At 56.1% G+C, this 16,142-nt stretch carries 15 protein-coding genes; 9 read left to right on the top strand and 6 right to left on the bottom strand.

The features are described 5' to 3' along the window. Window position 1 precedes the first annotated feature (1 nt). The 3 genes from LA5095_RS02545 to LA5095_RS02535 all read right to left on the bottom strand — a co-directional run bounded on the left by LA5095_RS02545 (window position 2) and on the right by LA5095_RS02535 (window position 5,371). Window positions 2-874, bottom strand: coding sequence for a metal ABC transporter substrate-binding protein (locus LA5095_RS02545; protein WP_281926600.1), 873 nt, complete (start codon window positions 872-874; stop codon window positions 2-4). 203 nt (window positions 875-1,077) lie between these two features. Further along, entirely contained in the window at window positions 1,078-1,992 is a 915-nt protein-coding gene (locus tag LA5095_RS02540; RefSeq protein ID WP_055111645.1) for a DNA-binding response regulator, read from the bottom strand. Next, window positions 1,982-5,371 (bottom strand): hybrid sensor histidine kinase/response regulator, encoded by a 3,390-nt coding sequence (locus LA5095_RS02535; RefSeq protein ID WP_055112680.1) that lies wholly within the window; start codon window positions 5,369-5,371, stop codon window positions 1,982-1,984. Before LA5095_RS02535 ends, LA5095_RS02540 begins: the two co-directional genes overlap by 11 nt. A gap of 321 nt (window positions 5,372-5,692) precedes the next feature. Here LA5095_RS02535 and urtA point away from each other — a divergent pair, with 321 nt between their 5' ends. From urtA to LA5095_RS02500, 7 genes are all read left to right on the top strand, one after another. Next, a complete protein-coding gene (gene urtA / locus LA5095_RS02530) occupies window positions 5,693-6,940 on the top strand; it encodes an urea ABC transporter substrate-binding protein (RefSeq protein ID WP_408009893.1) in 1,248 nt (415 codons plus the stop codon). A 207-nt stretch (window positions 6,941-7,147) separates the two neighbouring features. After that, the gene (gene urtB / locus LA5095_RS02525) at window positions 7,148-8,767 is read left to right on the top strand and encodes an urea ABC transporter permease subunit UrtB (RefSeq protein ID WP_055111643.1); all 1,620 of its coding nucleotides are present in this window, start codon (window positions 7,148-7,150) and stop codon (window positions 8,765-8,767) included. After that, window positions 8,764-10,002 (top strand): urea ABC transporter permease subunit UrtC, encoded by a 1,239-nt coding sequence (urtC, locus tag LA5095_RS02520; RefSeq protein ID WP_055111641.1) that lies wholly within the window; start codon window positions 8,764-8,766, stop codon window positions 10,000-10,002. Before urtB ends, urtC begins: the two co-directional genes overlap by 4 nt. Window positions 10,003-10,009: 7 nt before the next feature. Continuing rightward, window positions 10,010-10,753 (top strand): urea ABC transporter ATP-binding protein UrtD, encoded by a 744-nt coding sequence (gene urtD / locus LA5095_RS02515; RefSeq protein WP_408009716.1) that lies wholly within the window; start codon window positions 10,010-10,012, stop codon window positions 10,751-10,753. Between the two features lie 47 nt (window positions 10,754-10,800). After that, a complete protein-coding gene (gene urtE, locus LA5095_RS02510; protein ID WP_055111637.1) occupies window positions 10,801-11,496 on the top strand; it encodes an urea ABC transporter ATP-binding subunit UrtE in 696 nt (231 codons plus the stop codon). Window positions 11,497-11,679: 183 nt separating this feature from the next. Beyond that, window positions 11,680-12,987 (top strand): UDP-glucose dehydrogenase family protein, encoded by a 1,308-nt coding sequence (locus LA5095_RS02505; RefSeq protein WP_055111635.1) that lies wholly within the window; start codon window positions 11,680-11,682, stop codon window positions 12,985-12,987. A 272-nt stretch (window positions 12,988-13,259) separates the two neighbouring features. Further along, on the top strand, window positions 13,260-13,997 hold the full coding sequence (locus LA5095_RS02500) for a sugar transferase (protein WP_268873268.1): 738 nt from the start codon (window positions 13,260-13,262) through the stop codon (window positions 13,995-13,997). Between the two features lie 52 nt (window positions 13,998-14,049). Here the strand turns inward: LA5095_RS02500 and aroQ are convergent, their stop codons facing one another. After that, window positions 14,050-14,493, bottom strand: a complete 444-nt coding sequence (gene aroQ / locus LA5095_RS02495) for a type II 3-dehydroquinate dehydratase (protein WP_055111631.1) — start codon at window positions 14,491-14,493, stop codon at window positions 14,050-14,052. A 199-nt stretch (window positions 14,494-14,692) separates the two neighbouring features. Between aroQ and LA5095_RS02490 the strand changes: the two genes are divergently transcribed. Next, window positions 14,693-14,914, top strand: coding sequence for a hypothetical protein (locus LA5095_RS02490; RefSeq protein ID WP_029064030.1), 222 nt, complete (start codon window positions 14,693-14,695; stop codon window positions 14,912-14,914). A 21-nt stretch (window positions 14,915-14,935) separates the two neighbouring features. Here the strand turns inward: LA5095_RS02490 and LA5095_RS02485 are convergent, their stop codons facing one another. Then, window positions 14,936-15,478 carry a response regulator gene (locus LA5095_RS02485; RefSeq protein WP_082442792.1) on the bottom strand — a complete coding sequence of 181 codons (543 nt, stop codon included), beginning with the start codon at window positions 15,476-15,478 and terminating at the stop codon, window positions 14,936-14,938. Between the two features lie 279 nt (window positions 15,479-15,757). Here LA5095_RS02485 and LA5095_RS02480 point away from each other — a divergent pair, with 279 nt between their 5' ends. Beyond that, entirely contained in the window at window positions 15,758-15,937 is a 180-nt protein-coding gene (locus LA5095_RS02480) for a hypothetical protein (protein ID WP_055111629.1), read from the top strand. Window positions 15,938-15,979: 42 nt separating this feature from the next. Here LA5095_RS02480 and ccoS read toward each other — a convergent pair whose 3' ends face one another. After that, a complete protein-coding gene (gene ccoS / locus LA5095_RS02475; RefSeq protein WP_029063994.1) occupies window positions 15,980-16,138 on the bottom strand; it encodes a cbb3-type cytochrome oxidase assembly protein CcoS in 159 nt (52 codons plus the stop codon). Between the last annotated feature and the right edge of the window lie 4 nt (window positions 16,139-16,142).

Genomic DNA, 16,142 nt, shown 5'->3' with positions numbered 1-16,142 from the left:
GTCAGTTGCCGGCTGATTTCAGTCCGTCCGCAACCGTTCCGGCGGTCACCTTCAGCAGATCCAGGTAAGTCGGCACTTTGCCGCCGGGCTCGCTCAGGGAATCGACATAGAGCTCGCCGCCATAGCTGGCCCCGGTTTCGCGCGCGACCTGTTTTGCCGGCGAGGTATTCACAGTGCTTTCGCAGAAGACGACAGGTATCTCGTTCTCGCGCACACCGTCGATGACGGATCGCACCTGTTGCGGGGTGCCGACCTGGTCGGCATTCATCGGCCAGAGATAGAGTTCCTTCATGCCGAAATCGCGGGCCAGATAGCTGAAAGCGCCCTCGCAGGTGACAAGCCAACGCTGTTCTTCCGGGATCTCGGCAACGGCCTCACGCAGCGGTTCGATTGTCGCGCGGAGCTGCTCCTTGTAGGCAGCGGCATTCTTCTCGTAAGTCGCTGCGTTTTCCGGATCCTGTTCCGAGAACGCCTTGACGATGTTGTCGATGTAGACGAGCGCATTGTCGAGCCCCATCCAGGCATGGGGATTTGGCTTGCCTTTGTAGGAGCCGGATCCGATGGAGATCGGATCGATGCCGTCAGTCAGCGTTGCCGAGGGGATATCTCCCAGATTGGAGATGAACTGCTCGAACCAGAGTTCCAGGTTCATACCGTTCCAAAGGATCAGGTCGGCACCGGAGGCACGCACGATATCCTGCGGTGTCGGCTGATAGCCGTGAATCTCCGCGCCTGGTTTGGTGATGGACACCACCTCGGCGGTCTCTCCAGCTACGTTGCTCGCGATATCTGCAAGCACGGTAAAGGTGGTCACAACCTTCATCTTGTCCGCGGCAATCGCGCCGGACGCTATGGTCGCCGTGAGCGCAGTCATGGACGCAACCAGCACTAATTTCTTGAGCATTCTGATCTCCTGAGAGGGAATTTCGTTCCTCTTGCAACTGATATTGCAAATCATTTGCATCTGTCAAGCTTGTTGCGAATGATTTGCATTAAAAGAGTTTGGAATGGCGGAGGCTGGCAAGGGCCGCGGCCGGTGGAAACTTCAGACCAGATGGACTTTTGAACTAAAGCTGCTCACAACGCGTAGATGATTTCCGCAGCCCGGACCGCTGCAGAAGCACGGTTCTCAACACCCTGTTTCACAAAGATCTGCTCCAGATGCTTGTTGACGGTGCGCGGTGACAATCCAAGAATTTCGCCGATATCCTTGTTGGACTTGCCCTTTGCGATCCAGATCAGCACTTCAGCTTCGCGCCGCGTCAGACCAAACCGATCCTGGAGTGCCTTGACCTGTCCGGCTTCATCTTCGGTGGTGAGGCGAAAGAGATTCTCGTCCGGACCAACCCGACCAAGCGGATGCAATTGTACTGTCAGGGTCTCCGACAACCCGAGCACGAAGCTCTTTTGCGGGACTTCGGAGTGCGCTGCCTCACCAAGCCATTCCCCCAACGCCCTGCCCAAGTGCAAGAGACTCGTGTCGCCGTCTCCCGTCCGGCTCAAAAGCGAGTGGATCTGAGGCGTCGACCAGAGGATGTTGCCTTCAGCGGTCACCGCCACCAGATGGCGACCGGCCGCATCCAGGGCAACATGTGCACTTTGTACCGAACGGGCATTCTTCAGATGTACGTTGATCCTTGCCTTCAATTCGTCGACGGCGATCGGCTTGGTGAGGAAGTCGACGCCGCCTGCCTCAAGCGCCCTGACGATGTGTTCTGTTTCCGACAGCCCGGTCATGAATATGACCGGAACATGCTGCAACACCGGATTGATCTTGATCTTCTTGCATGTCTCGAACCCGTCCAGCCCCGGCATGACCGCATCCATCAATATGGTGTCGGGAACCACTTTCGAGCAGACCGACAGCGCCGCCTCGCCGCTGGTTGCCACCAGGACAGCGATTCCTGTCTTCTTCAGGGCTTCGGTCACAAACCCGAGGGTTTCGGGGCTGTCGTCAACCACCAGCACCGTATCGCGGCGATCATCCGTCATTGGTTTCCAATTCGCTCAATGTGTCCCGATAGGCGTCGAAATCAAACCGGTTGAGATGGCCATGAAGGGCATCAACCAGTGGACGATGCTCCGGTGTGCCCGCGAGTTCCGTGAGTTTGGCCTCGATGCCTTCCACATATCCGATCTCGGCAAGCGAGATCAGATCGGCAACATGCCTTTGCCCGGGCGACCGGAATCTGGTCACTGCCGGCCTGTCCACGTGACCGGAATTCGGAGTTTCGGTCCAGGTCAAGCCAAGGCTGTTTTGCAACAGGTCGAGAAGACGGCCGATGTCGAAAGGCTTTCCAAGCGAGCCGTCGTGCAGCGCCGGACCATCTGGACGCAGGGACTGGTCGCCGATATTTGCAGACAGCATGATGATCGGTGCAACGTCTTTTCTGTCCCGGAGAGCCCGGGCAAGTTCCCACCCGTTCATTCCCGGCATCAGGATATCTATGAGATAGAGATCGGGTTTCAGATCACTGATATTCGCAAGACAAATTGAACCGTTTTCCGCCTCGAGCAGTGTGAAGCCGATCGGCTCCAGAACCTCGCGCACCAGTGCACGGTGTTCCGGGTTGTCATCCACGACTGCAATTGTCTTGCGGGTGCCCCGGTATCCCCTCACCTGGCGTTCGAGGCGCACGGCGTCCACAGGTCGATCGACGGCCGCCAGCATGAGCCGGACCTCGAAAGAAGCGCCCTGCCCCAGTTCGCTTGCCAGAGCCACGGCACCACCCATCGATTCTGTAAGCAGCTTGGTGATCGTCAGTCCGAGACCAAGGCCTGGCGCCTTGCGGCCACTGGCGGCCTTGCTGCGCTCGAAAGGTTCGAAAATCTTCGCCTGTTCTTCCAGCGCGATGCCCGGGCCGGTATCGGACACCACGAAACTGGCGACTTGCGAACGATAACCGACACGGAGCGAGACGCTGCCACTGTCCGTGAACTTGATTGCGTTGGACAACAGATTGACCAGGATCTGGCGCAGACGCTTTTCGTCGGTCCGGACAAAGACCGGCAGGTTCCGTGGTTTTTCAAAGGAAAACCCAAGCCCTTTTGCGCTTGCCTGCATGCGGAACATGTCGACGATCTGGTCGAGAAATCCATGAATATTGATTTCGTTGGAATAGATCTGCAGCCGGCCGGCCTCAATTCTGGAGATATCCAGCAGGCCATCGATCAGGCCGGACAGGTGCTCTGCACTGCGGCGGATCGTACCGACTGCGGGCCTTCTTGCCTGTGGTAACGTTTCGTCCATCTCCAAAACCTGCGCATAGCCGAGCACCGCATTGAGCGGCGTCCTGAGCTCGTGGCTCAGGCCAACGACGTAGCGGCTTTTGGCAATATTGGCCGCTTCAGCGTCTTCCTTTGCCTTCTGGAGTGCGGCGTCCGTGACACCGTGTGCGTCGATTTCCTTTTGAAGCAGAGCGTTCTGACGGGCAGATTCCTCTTCGGCGACCTGCCGCGTATCATGGGCCAGCACCAGAAACCAGCAGGCAATACAGGCCACAATGGCAAACACGAAGAAGATCAGCGACACGGTTTGGGCGATGAGGCCTGTCGGGTCATCAAGCCGACTCGCCGCCTGGGCGTAGATGATCCAGAGGACAAGGCCTATTCCCGTTACTGCTAGAACAGAGGTAACCGCGTAACGGCCAAGACGGGAACGAAGACTGTCGAGTACCGCATCTGGCAGGAATACAGCCGCGACGGACCCGACCTGATGGGTAATACGGGCGTTCGGCTTGCAGGAATCATGACAACGGGCATCCAGGGAACAGCAAAGCGAGCAGATCGGTGACTGATAGGCCGGACAATAGGCCATGTCTTCCGGCTCGAACGGATTTTCGCAAATGGAACAGGCGATATGGTCCCTGTCCTGCCAGTGCGCACGAGGCTTTCGTGCCAGATAGAATTTTCCTTTGGTCGCGAATGCAATGACGGGCGCCGCGACGAAGGCGACCGCCATCGCCAGAAATGTCGCGAGTGCAGCGGCAATGTCGCCGAACAAGCCGAAATGCGCTGCGATAGCCAGCCCGGCGGCAAGCAGCATGGCTCCTGTTCCGACCGGATTGATGTCAAAGAGATGCGCTCGCTTGAACTCGATACCCGGCGGAGAAAGACCAAGCGGCTTGTTGATGAAGAGGTCCGCTGAAATTGAAGACAGCCACGCCATTGCAATGATGGAAAAGATGCCAAGCGTTTCTTCCAGAAGCTTGTAGATGCCGAGTTCCATCAAAAACAGCGCAATACCAACGTTGAACACCAGCCAGACAACACGTCCGGGGTGTGAATGGGTCAGCCTCGAAAAGAAATTCGACCAGGCAAGCGAGCCGGCATAGGCATTCATCACGTTGATCTTGAGCTGTGCGACGACGACGAAAGCCGCCATCAGCAACAGGACGACGGTTTCGCTCGGGATCATGTAGCCGAATGCCACCGCATACATCCGCGACGGCTCGTCGGCGTGTTCGACCGGAACGCCGTGCGAGAGCACGAGCACGGCGAGGAACGATCCGGCGATCATCTTCGGAGCTCCCAGGATCACCCAGCCCGGCCCGGCGAGAAACAGGGCCAACCGGTGACGCCGGCCGGCGAAATCTTCCGCAGGAAGGAAGCGCAAGAAATCGACCTGCTCTCCGATCTGCGCCATCAGCGCAAGAATAACCGCGGTTGCCGCACCGAAACTGACGAGATTGATGTTGTTCCAACCACCCGGTTCCAGGCGCTGCGCTTGAGTTATCGGGTCGATTCCGGAAAACGAGAGCCATTGCCCGACCGATTGCCAGTCGGTAAACGCGATGAAAATGAACGGCAGGATGTTCAGGATGATCCAGAATGGTTGCGTCGCCAGCTGAAACCGGCTGATCCAGGTTACACCATGGGTGACCAGTGGAATGACGGCAACCGCGCTGATGATGTAGCCGAGCCAGAGCGGCACGCCGAATGCGAATTCCAATGCACTCGACATGATCGAGGCTTCAATTGCAAAAAGAATGAAGGTGAAACTTGCATAGACAAGCGATGTGATCGTTGAACCGATATATCCAAAACCCGCACCACGCGTCAGCAGGTCAATATCGACGCCATACCGCATCGCGTAGCGGCTGATCGGCAGGCCGACGATCAGCAGCACCAGGCTTCCGACAAGGATCGCCAAAAATGCATTTGCGGTTCCGTGCGACAACGTTATCGCACCGCCGATCGCTTCAAGCGCCAGAAAGGAGATGGCCCCTATTGCGGTCTGGGAGATCGCACGGGAGGAAAACCGGCGCGCGCCCTTGGCCGTGAAACGTAGGGCATAGTCTTCCAGCGTCTGGTTGTTGACCCATTTGTTGTACTGGCGCCGAATGGGCAGGATGCGCTGACGGGCGGTCATTTCAGACCAATCGCCCGAATTGACGCCAGTTGCATAAATTTTTGGCAACTCACGGCCAGAATTGCCCCGTTTTCCAACCTGTTTCTCATTGGCTTTCCTGCAGAGCACGATTCATGCCGAACGGCACAAACGCCCGCCAGAGCGCGCCACCGGCGACTTACGTCAATTGACGTATGTTGCGGTGCAATGTTTCCGGCGCACGATCTTTCCCCGGTGGCGGCAGTCCTTCCAGCCGCCTTGCACCGGCCGGGAACCGGTGCCTTATCAAAAAGGGGAACTGGCATGAAAAACACTCTCACAAAACTCGCGCTGGCAGGTCTGATGGCCTCCACAATGATCGGCAGCGCAGTTGCTCAGGAAGACACGATCAAGGTCGGTGTTCTCCATTCGCTGTCCGGCACGATGGCGATTTCGGAAACAACGCTTAAGGACGTCATGCTGATGCTCATCGAAGAGCAGAACAAAAATGGCGGACTTCTTGGAAAGCAGCTTGAAGCCGTCGTCGTCGACCCTGCTTCAGATTGGCCGCTTTTTGCTGAAAAGGCACGCGAACTGATAGAAGTGAACGAAGTCGACGCCGTGTTCGGTGCCTGGACCTCCGTGTCTCGCAAGTCCGTTCTTCCGGTCTTTGAGGAACTGAACTCCCTGCTGTTCTATCCGGTGCAGTACGAGGGCGAAGAATCCCAGCGGAACGTCTTCTATACGGGCGCTGCTCCGAACCAGCAGGCAATCCCTGCGGTTGATTACCTCATGAATGAAGAAGGCGTCGAGCGCTGGGTCCTGGCCGGTACAGACTATGTCTATCCGCGCACGACCAACAAGATCCTGGAAGCCTACCTGAAATCCAAGGGTGTTGCTGAAGAAGACATCATGATCAACTACACGCCGTTCGGACACTCCGACTGGCAAACGATCGTCTCCGACATCAAGACTTTCGGCTCGGCCGGCAAGAAAACCGCAGTGGTCTCCACGATCAACGGTGACGCAAACGTTCCCTTCTACAAGGAACTGGCAAACGCCGGCATCAAGGCGGAAGACATTCCGGTCGTCGCCTTCTCGGTTGGGGAAGAAGAACTCGCCGGTCTCGACACCGGTCCGCTGGTCGGACACCTCGCCGCCTGGAACTACTTCCAGTCTGCAGATACCGACGCCAATGCCGAGTTCATCGACGCCTGGCACGCCTTTATCGGTGACGAAGAGCGTGTGACAAACGATCCGATGGAAGCCCACTTCATCGGTTTCAACATGTGGGTAGAAGCCGTTGAAAAGGCGGGAACAACCGACCCGGATGCCGTGATCGACTCCATTGTCGGTGTTTCCGTGCCGAACTTGACGGGTGGGTACTCGGCAATGATGCCAAACCACCACATCACCAAGCCCGTGCTGATCGGCGAAATCCAGGATGATGGCCAGTTCGAAACAGTTTGGGAAACATCCGGTCTCGTCATCGGCGATGCCTGGTCCGACTACCTGGAAGGTTCCAAGGACCTGATCTCCGACTGGCGTGCTCCGATGTCCTGCGGCAACTTCAACACTGTTACGGGCAAGTGCGGAGGCTCCGGATCCTAACAGGGAAAACGGTGTCGGGGCGGGTTCGAATGACCCGCCCCTGACCGGTATTCATCCCGGTCAGTCAAACACGATCCCGGGATCCAGCAGTCGCCGACCCGGACTACTGGACCCCGGCCTTCGCAGGGATGACGGGAAACCGGCCGACGACTGTCGCCGGGCGACAATTCCCGCAATTGGAAACAAACAATCAACGCCGGTGGACCCATGTCCAACTTGAAATCAATCTTTGTCTTGTTTTGCCTCGTTGCCGGTCTGGTGAGCCCCGCGCTTGCCCAAAGTGACACCGAAAGCCTGCGCTCGCTGGTCGACGCACTTGCAAAAGGCAAATACGCAGAGACGGAACAGCAGATCGGAGCCCTGGTCGCAACCGGCGATCCGGCAGTCGCGCCGGCGCTTCAGGCTCTCGGTGCCGGTGACCTTTATTTCCGCAAGTCGGACGGCCAGGTCTTCATCGCGGAAAAGGACGGCAAACGATTTACCCTTACCGACCCGTTGACGCTGGAAGTCGAAGGCGACGCAGGCAAACGGGAAATCAAGAAGATCAAGGTCAACAACAAGCTGCGCCGGGTTATCCGCTCGGCACTTGGGTCCCTGACGCTCATGGCGGCGGACCCGAACGTTCGCGTCGCAGCCGCCGAAGCGATATTCAAGGCGCAAGACCCCGCGGGCATCGACGCACTCGAGACAGCTCTTGCCGCCGAGACAGACGACAACGTCCGGCTTGTCATGGAACAGGCCCGAGCTGCCGCCGTGCTGAATTCCGATCTGGAGGAGGCGCAGAAACTTGCAGCCGTCGAGACGCTCTCGGAGATGGGAAACCGCGAAGCCCTGTCGCTGTTGATCGGCGTCCGGTCCAATTCCGAAGGAGCGGTACGGGACGCGGCGAACCACGCGGTTGAAAAAATCGAAAAATCCATCGCAGCCTGGAACACGGCACAAAACGTCTGGTACGGCGTTTCGCTTGGTTCCGTTCTCCTGCTCGCGGCCATAGGCCTGGCCATCACCTTCGGTGTGATGGGGGTGATCAACATGGCTCACGGCGAGATGGTGATGATCGGTGCCTACACTACATTTGTGGTTCAGGAGATTATCCGCACCTCTGCACCAGGCCTGTTCGACTATTCCCTGTTTATCGCGCTGCCCCTCGCCTTTCTGACCGCGGGCCTGATTGGCATCGCGATTGAACGCGGCGTGATCCGCTGGTTATACGGCCGACCGCTGGAAACGCTTCTGGCGACGTGGGGAATCTCACTGATCCTTCAACAGGCCGTCCGCTCCGTCTTTGGTCCCACCAATCGGGAGGTCGGCAATCCGGACTGGATGTCAGGAGCCTTCGAACTTGGCCAGATGACCATTACCTTTAATCGAATGTGGATCGTCGTGTTCGCCCTGCTGGTGTTTGCCGGCCTCATGCTGGTCCTCAAGAAAACACCCTTCGGCCTCTACACGCGCGCGGTCACTCAAAATCGCCGGATGGCGGCCTCGATGGGCATTCGCACGCCCTGGATCGACGCCCTGACCTTCGGCCTCGGCTCCGGCATTGCCGGCATCGCCGGCGTTGCGCTTTCACAGATCGACAACGTCTCGCCGAACCTGGGACAAGGCTACATCATCGACAGCTTCATGGTCGTCGTGTTCGGCGGTGTCGGAAACCTGTGGGGCACGCTCGTCGGAGCCATGACACTCGGGGTCGTCAACAAATTCCTCGAACCCTACGCGGGCGCCGTTCTCGGCAAGATCTTCGTACTGGTGTTCATCATTTTGTTTATTCAAAAGCGTCCAAGGGGTCTCTTCGCCCTCAAGGGCCGGGCAGTTGAAGCATGATGACCTCCTTTCTGTTTCGGGCCATGGATGCTCGTGCCGGCGTTTTTCTGGCGATCATGGCGGCCGTCGTCATTCTGGTGCCAGTGGGCAACCTTCTTGTCCCGCACGGATCACCCTTCCACGTGCCGACCTATGCCGTCACACTGATGGGCAAGTATCTCACCTACGCCCTGCTGGCCCTGGCGGTGGATCTCGTCTGGGGCTATTGCGGAATTCTCTCGCTCGGCCACGCTGCCTTCTTTGCACTCGGCGGTTATGCGATGGGCATGTATCTCATGCGCCAGATCGGCACGCGCGGCGTTTATGGCGACCCGACCCTGCCCGACTTCATGGTCTTTTTGAACTGGCAGGAACTGCCCTGGTACTGGTACGGCTTCGACATGTTCTGGTTTGCGGCCCTGATGGTGCTTCTTGTCCCCGGATTGATTGCCTTTGTTTTCGGCTGGTTCGCCTTCCGCTCCCGGGTCACCGGTGTTTATCTGTCGATCATTACACAAGCCCTCACCTATGCACTGCTGCTTGCCTTTTTCCGGAACGACATGGGGTTCGGCGGCAATAACGGCCTGACGGATTTCAAGGATATTCTCGGCTTCGACATACAGGCAGACACGACCCGGGCCGGCCTGTTTGCAGCCTCCGGCCTGGCGCTGGTTCTTTCGTACATGATCTGCCGTTCCATTACCCGATCCAAGCTTGGCAAGGTTCTGGTTGCGGTGCGAGACGCGGAAAGCCGGATACGCTTTCTGGGGTACCGCGTCGAACACTACAAGCTGTTTGTCTGGACGCTTTCGGCGATGATGGCAGGTGTTGCGGGCGCCCTTTATGTTCCGCAGGTCGGCATCATCAATCCGGGCGAGTTCGCGCCGGCAAACTCCATCGAAGTGGTGATCTGGGTGGCGGTCGGCGGCAGAGGAACACTGGTCGGAGCCGTTTTGGGTGCCGTTCTGGTGAACTTTGCCAAGACCTGGTTCACCGCGGCACTTCCCGAAATCTGGCTGTTTGCACTCGGAGGACTGTTCGTGTTTGTCACGTTGTTCTTGCCCAAGGGAATACTGGGCACCTTGAATGACGGTTGGTCGACGCTGCGTCAACGCAGGAATTCTTCCGATCAGGAAGACGGGACCGGCGGCCCGCGGCCACAGGCAAAACAGTCTGAAGATGCACCCGCCAGCACGCCTCCTCCCGTTCCGGCCATGTCCCGCGCCGGTGCTTCACATCCTCAACCGGCGGAGTAAGACATTGGTGAAAGCAACCAGCCTTCTCTATCTCGACGGGGTTTCCGTCACTTTCGACGGTTTCAAAGCGCTCAACGAACTTTCGCTCACCATCGCTCCTGGAGAAATGCGCGCAATCATTGGACCCAACGGTGCCGGCAAGACCACGATGATGGATGTCATCACGGGCAAGACAAAGCCTGACCGAGGCGAGATCTATTTTGACGGTGCGATCGACCTGACCGGCGAAGACGAAGCCTCCATTGCAGAAATCGGCATCGGACGAAAATTCCAAAAGCCCACCGTCTTCGAAAGCCACACAGTCCGGGACAATCTGGAACTGGCACTGAAAGCCCCCCGTGGCCCGTTCGCCACGCTGTTTCATGTCATTTCCGGCGGAGAAACGAAACGCATCGACGACCTTCTCGGCCTCATAAGGCTATCCGACAGGAAACATGAACTTGCGGCCAATCTCAGTCACGGTCAGAAACAATGGCTGGAAATAGGCATGCTGCTGGCGCAGGACCCGAAACTGCTCCTCGTCGATGAACCGGCAGCCGGCATGACCGACGCGGAAACGGCAGAAACGGCCGAGTTGCTCAAGGACATCGCGCAAGACCACTCGGTTGTCGTGGTCGAACACGACATGGAGTTCGTACGCTCGCTCAGCGTCAAAGTCACGGTGCTTCATGAAGGATCCGTTCTAGCCGAGGGATCCCTTGATCATGTGTCTGCCAACGAACGTGTCGTCGAAGTCTATCTGGGGCGATAATTTTTGCCGCGGAACATTCGCTGTCTTCCCCGAGAAGGTGCAATACAATGCTCAAAGTTGAAAACATTGATCTTTATTATGGCGCGGCTCAGGCGCTGAGTGACGTTTCCCTGACTGCCGAAACCGGCAAGATCACCTGTCTTCTGGGCCGCAACGGCGTTGGAAAGACATCCACTTTGCGGGCGATTTCAGGCCAGCATGGTATCGCCGCCGGTAAAATCCTGTGGAACGGAGATGACATTTCATCGCTGCCGGCCTTCGCGCGGGCGCGCAGGAGAATTGCTGTCGTTCCACAAGGGCGCGAGGTTTTTCCTCTTCTTACGGTGAAGGAAAATCTCGAGACGGGATTTGCACCTATCCGTCGAAGGGACCGCTTTATTCCCGATACCGTGTTCGACCTGTTTCCGGTTCTCAAAGACATGCTGAACCGCCGCGGCGGCGACCTGTCAGGCGGGCAGCAGCAGCAACTTGCAATCGCGCGCGCACTCATCACACGACCACAATTGCTGGTTCTCGATGAGCCGACGGAAGGCATACAGCCATCGATCATCAAGGACATAGGCCGCGCAATTGCATGGCTTCGGAACCAGGGAACCATGGCGATCGTCCTTGTCGAGCAATTTTTCGAATTCGCCAGGGATCTCGCCGATGATTATGCAGTCATGGACCGTGGCGAGATTGTTCTTTCAGGTTCAGGTGCAGATCTGTCGGAAACCGAAGTTAGGCGATTTCTGACGGTGTAAGCGCACGTTTTCCCAGACCGACCGCAAGGCGTCACATGACAGTCCGCGAGAATCGCCGGACTATATGGGCTAGCAATCGCGACGTCAGTCGTGCTAGGGGCATGACAGCTTCAAAGCTGCCGAAAAATTCAGGACGCAGTTACTTCCTGCGCCCGGGTCAGCCTTAGGAACTGGAATTATATTATGCGCGTTGCAATGATTGGGACCGGCTATGTCGGTCTGGTATCGGGAACATGTTTTGCCGATTTCGGTCACGTGGTGACCTGTATTGATAAAGACACTACAAAAATTGATGCCCTGAACAATGGAAAGATTCCGATCTACGAACCGGGTCTTCAGGAACTTGTCGCAAAGAACGTTGACGAAGAACGGCTCTTTTTCACGACCGATTCATCGGACGCCATAAGGACCGCCGATGCCATCTTCATCGCAGTCGGAACCCCGACGCGGCGAGGAGACGGACACGCCGATCTTTCCTACGTCTATGCGGCCGCGGAGGAAATAGCCGGACTTCTGGAAGGCTTCACAGTCATCATCACCAAATCGACGGTTCCGGTCGGCACAGGTGACGAAGTCGAGGCGATAATCCAGAAAACCAATCCTGATGCCGATTTCGCCGTGGTTTCAAATCCGGAGTTCCTTCGTGAAGGGGCGGCCATCAACGACTTCAAACGGCCTGACCGTGTTGTTGTCGGTACGGAGGACGACAAGGCTGTCGAAGTGATGCAGGAACTCTATCGTCCGCTGTATCTCAACGAAACGCCGATCATCGTTACCAAGCGGCGGACCTCCGAACTCATCAAGTACGCGGCCAACGCGTTTCTGGCAGTCAAGATCACGTTCATCAACGAAATCGCGGATCTTTGCGAAAGCGTTGGTGCGAACGTGCAGGAAGTGTCTCGCGGAATTGGCCTGGACAACCGTATCGGGTCCAAGTTCCTGCATGCAGGACCGGGTTACGGCGGCTCATGTTTTCCGAAAGACACACTCGCGCTTTCCAAGATTGCCGCGGACGCCGGGTCTGATCTCAAGATCGTCGATTCCGTGATAGAGGTGAACACCGCTCGCAAGAAGAAGATGGCAGACAAGGTCGTCGATTTCCTGGACGGTGACGTCAATGGCAAGACAATCGCGCTGCTGGGCCTCGCCTTCAAACCCAACACCGATGACATGCGCGATGCTCCCAGCATCGACATCGTTGAGAAACTGCAATCGTGTGGCGCCAGGATCCGTGCCTACGATCCTGCGAGCATGGAAGAAGCCGGCAAGATGATGTCGGACGTCCTGTTTTGCGACGGACCCTATCACGCCATCGAAAATGCGGATGTGGTCGTGATCTGCACGGAATGGGACCAGTTCCGCGCACTTGACCTGGAGCGGGTAAAATCCCTGCTAAAGGCACCGAAGGTGGTCGACCTCAGGAACATATACAAACCCGACTACATGCTTTCCCGCGGCTTTGAGTATACAAGCGTCGGCCGCAGCTACTGACCCTTCCATTCTGAGGGCAATGTCTGATCATGGAGCTGCCGGAGAGAGAATTTTCGGCAGTTTCAATTAAAGTTTTACAAAAATTTAACTCGTTTTTCGCACCGCGATGTTGCAGCTTGAATGTCGAGCTGATAACAAATCCCAATAAATCAAGGATTTTACGCTCTCTGTTAACCATTGATTAACGAATACTTAGCACCTGCCGCTTCAACGGGCTATGTTGCATCGGCAAATCCTTTAGACCACACGTATTGGCTCGAGGCTTGTAAAGCTTGGCAAACGAATCCGTTAGATATGACGATACCAGTCGCTATCGATACATTGGTAAAACAACCAATTATTCTTTTAACCCATCAGTTTTTGATCAGGATAACCGTCCAATAAAGAAAGTTACCCCTTCGACACAAGGCAACAGCAAACTAAAGAGAATTCTGGACATCCTGGGAGCAGGATCTGGAATGCTTCTTCTGCTGCCTCTTTTCGTGGCGATCGCCATCGCGATAAAGGTCACAAGTCGTGGGCCTGTCATATTCAGGCAGGAACGATACGGACTCGACGGAAAACTTTTCACGATTTTTAAATTCCGGACGATGCACCAGCATCTGGGTGATGGATCAGGCGTGACCCAAACGGTATCCAACGACCCGCGTGTTACCGCTGTTGGCTCGTTTCTGCGCAGGAGCAATTTCGACGAGCTTCCCCAGTTGATGAACGTCCTTCGCGGAGACATGTCGCTTGTCGGGCCGCGTCCGCACGTACCGGGCATGCTGGCGGCCGGAATTGACTACGAAAAATTCGATACAAGATACATGGAACGTCATCAGGTGCGCCCGGGAATTACGGGTCTCGCACAGGTCAACGGATTTCGTGGGGAAACCACGGATGCCTTTTCCGCGAAAATGCGTCTTGAATATGATCTTCAATATCTGGAGAGCCAATCTCTCCTGCTTGATTTCAAAGTCATCGCCCAGACAATTGCGCGCGAATTTTTCTCCGGAAACGGATACTAGAATACGTCTTCAGCAATGACCCATTGTCTGGAGCTTGTCCGATTGAAACCCGTCAGCTTTCCTTCAGCAAGGTCGCTGCCCGTTGCAATGCAAGCAGGTAGCCCTCGACACCGCACCCTGCTATCACCGCGTCTGCTTTTTGCGAAACATAAGAGTGATGACGAAAAGCTTCGCGCCTGTGGATGTTGGAAACATGCACTTCGATCACCGGACACGTACACGCACTGAGAGCGTCCAATATAGCGATGGACGTGTGTGAGTAAGCGGCCGGATTGATAATGATGGCGTGAGCTGCTTCCCTGGCTTCCTGCACCCAATCGATCAGGTCGTGCTCTGCGTTGCTTTGCCGGAACACGATATCAAGTCCGTCATTTTCCGCCTGAGCGACGCACATTTGATGAACATCGTCCAGTGTCTGATGGCCATAGATCTCCGGTTCCCTCTTTCCCAGCAGGTTGAGATTCGGTCCGTTCAAGATATAAACGACTTTTGCCATTCGTGCCCTTTCGATCGCTGCCTCCAAAATGCGGTCAAACAGCGTCTTTTGCCAGTCATTCAGCCAGTTCTTCCCCAGAAGGCTGTGGACGGCCGGAACCTTCCGCCATACGGGTAAAACTCGCTATTGCGCGTGTCAGATTTACTCACTATTAACTATAAATATCCAAGGTGGCGGAAAATAAACTCAGCGGAAGACAATGATCAAGCTGCGTGAACGGCTGGACACTCCGGAAGCACTGATGGCGGCGATTGAGGGTTACCAACATCTCTCGATCGACGTCCTGTCTCAATTTCTGCTCGACAATTATACGGTTGATCTGGACGTGCTGGCCCAGTTTGCAGATGCACTTGAAGCAAGTGCCTCCAATACCGTGCACACGACAAGTGAACCCTCAAAATCAGCACAATCGGCGGCCTGAGTTCCCCCACGATCGAAATACCTAACCAATCGCGGTGACGTTTTCGGGTTCTTCTGCAGCTTCTCCAGGCGGCTGCCCGGGCGGTTGCCCCGGTCCGCCCTGCCAAATCTTCTGCCGATTTCTTATTTCCCGGGGAGCGGGACCGAAATAGGTCGCTGTCTTGATGAAATCACGCGGATGAAGGATCACGCTCGAAACCCGCTGATACAACGACTTTGCCGAAATAGGCTTCGACAGCAACTCGTGCACGCCTAGCCTGCGGGCTTCGACAATCCGGCTCCGTTCAGTATGGGCCGTTACCATGATGATCGGGATGTACGCGAACGGATTGTTCGGGCTGCGGATCATGCGCACCATGTCTGCACCGTCCAGAATGGGCATGACCCAGTCCAGGATCAGAATATCCGGGTTTGCACGATCCATGGCCTCGAGGCCGGAAGCACCGTCCTCTGCCTCCACAATGCGACGCGCACCGAAACCCTGCAACATCGTCCGCAGAATCGTCCGCATATAAGCACTGTCTTCGACCAGCAAAAATGTCAAAGAGGCAAGATCCAGGCTCACCAATTCCTCCTTGTTTCCCCTTGTCTTGCCATGAAAACCTGAAGATTGGGTTAGCCGTATCCCTGCCGAGGTGGAAAGCATCGGGCAACAGCAGCAAATCGAAGCTTAACTCATTGAATAATATTCATAAATCTAATTTCAGATTTGTAATCAAGCTCAGTTTTCACAACTTGGTAATGCTGTGGCCAATTAACTTTTTCACACGCCACGGATTAACGGGACTTTCAGAGCTGAAGGTCATCCTGCTTCCAGAAACAAAAAAAGAGATGTCACACTTCAATGATCACGAGCCTCATGACCACAGACCGGGACAAGAGCAGGCAGGACGAGCCGCTTGCAGGCGAGCACGAGCCATCTACGGCGGGCTCCAGCGGACTGCGCGAGAATATTCTGCTTCTTTCAGGAGTGGGGCTTGTATTGCTGGCGGTTGCGATGGCGCTGTCAAACATTCTTGCCTGACATATCCTTCGACAGACCGTACGCGGGAAACGGGTCCTTGCGTCAGCGCTTGTCTTCCGGCAGGTCGTCATCGTCCAGAATCCGCCACTTCGCGCCTTCCAGATCATCATACTGACCATTCTTCAACGACCAGAGAAATGCAATCAGGCCGAGGGCACCCAAAAAGAGTGCGATCGGGATCAGGAAGATCAGGACATCCATCGAT

The organism is Roseibium album (assembly GCF_001404515.1).
In the GTDB taxonomy this organism is placed as follows: Bacteria; Pseudomonadota; Alphaproteobacteria; order Rhizobiales; family Stappiaceae; genus Roseibium; species Roseibium album.
The sequence above is the reverse complement of the archived record's forward strand: the minus strand, read 5'-3'. Positions and strand labels throughout refer to the sequence as shown.

What these genes read in the sequence shown, in the direction of transcription:
- LA5095_RS02545 (WP_281926600.1), bottom strand. Translation starts at nt 874, where the DNA reads ATGACTGCGCTCACGGCGACCATAGCGTCCGGCGCGATTGCCGCGGAC.
- LA5095_RS02540 (WP_055111645.1), bottom strand. Translation starts at nt 1,992, where the DNA reads ATGACGGATGATCGCCGCGATACGGTGCTGGTGGTTGACGACAGCCCC.
- LA5095_RS02535 (WP_055112680.1), bottom strand. Translation starts at nt 5,371, where the DNA reads ATGACCGCCCGTCAGCGCATCCTGCCCATTCGGCGCCAGTACAACAAA.
- urtA (WP_408009893.1), top strand. Translation starts at nt 5,693, where the DNA reads ATGGCCTCCACAATGATCGGCAGCGCAGTTGCTCAGGAAGACACGATC.
- urtB (WP_055111643.1), top strand. Translation starts at nt 7,148, where the DNA reads ATGTCCAACTTGAAATCAATCTTTGTCTTGTTTTGCCTCGTTGCCGGT.
- urtC (WP_055111641.1), top strand. Translation starts at nt 8,764, where the DNA reads ATGATGACCTCCTTTCTGTTTCGGGCCATGGATGCTCGTGCCGGCGTT.
- urtE (WP_055111637.1), top strand. Translation starts at nt 10,801, where the DNA reads ATGCTCAAAGTTGAAAACATTGATCTTTATTATGGCGCGGCTCAGGCG.
- LA5095_RS02505 (WP_055111635.1), top strand. Translation starts at nt 11,680, where the DNA reads ATGCGCGTTGCAATGATTGGGACCGGCTATGTCGGTCTGGTATCGGGA.
- aroQ (WP_055111631.1), bottom strand. Translation starts at nt 14,493, where the DNA reads ATGGCAAAAGTCGTTTATATCTTGAACGGACCGAATCTCAACCTGCTG.
- LA5095_RS02490 (WP_029064030.1), top strand. Translation starts at nt 14,693, where the DNA reads ATGATCAAGCTGCGTGAACGGCTGGACACTCCGGAAGCACTGATGGCG.
- LA5095_RS02480 (WP_055111629.1), top strand. Translation starts at nt 15,758, where the DNA reads ATGATCACGAGCCTCATGACCACAGACCGGGACAAGAGCAGGCAGGAC.
- ccoS (WP_029063994.1), bottom strand. Translation starts at nt 16,138, where the DNA reads ATGGATGTCCTGATCTTCCTGATCCCGATCGCACTCTTTTTGGGTGCC.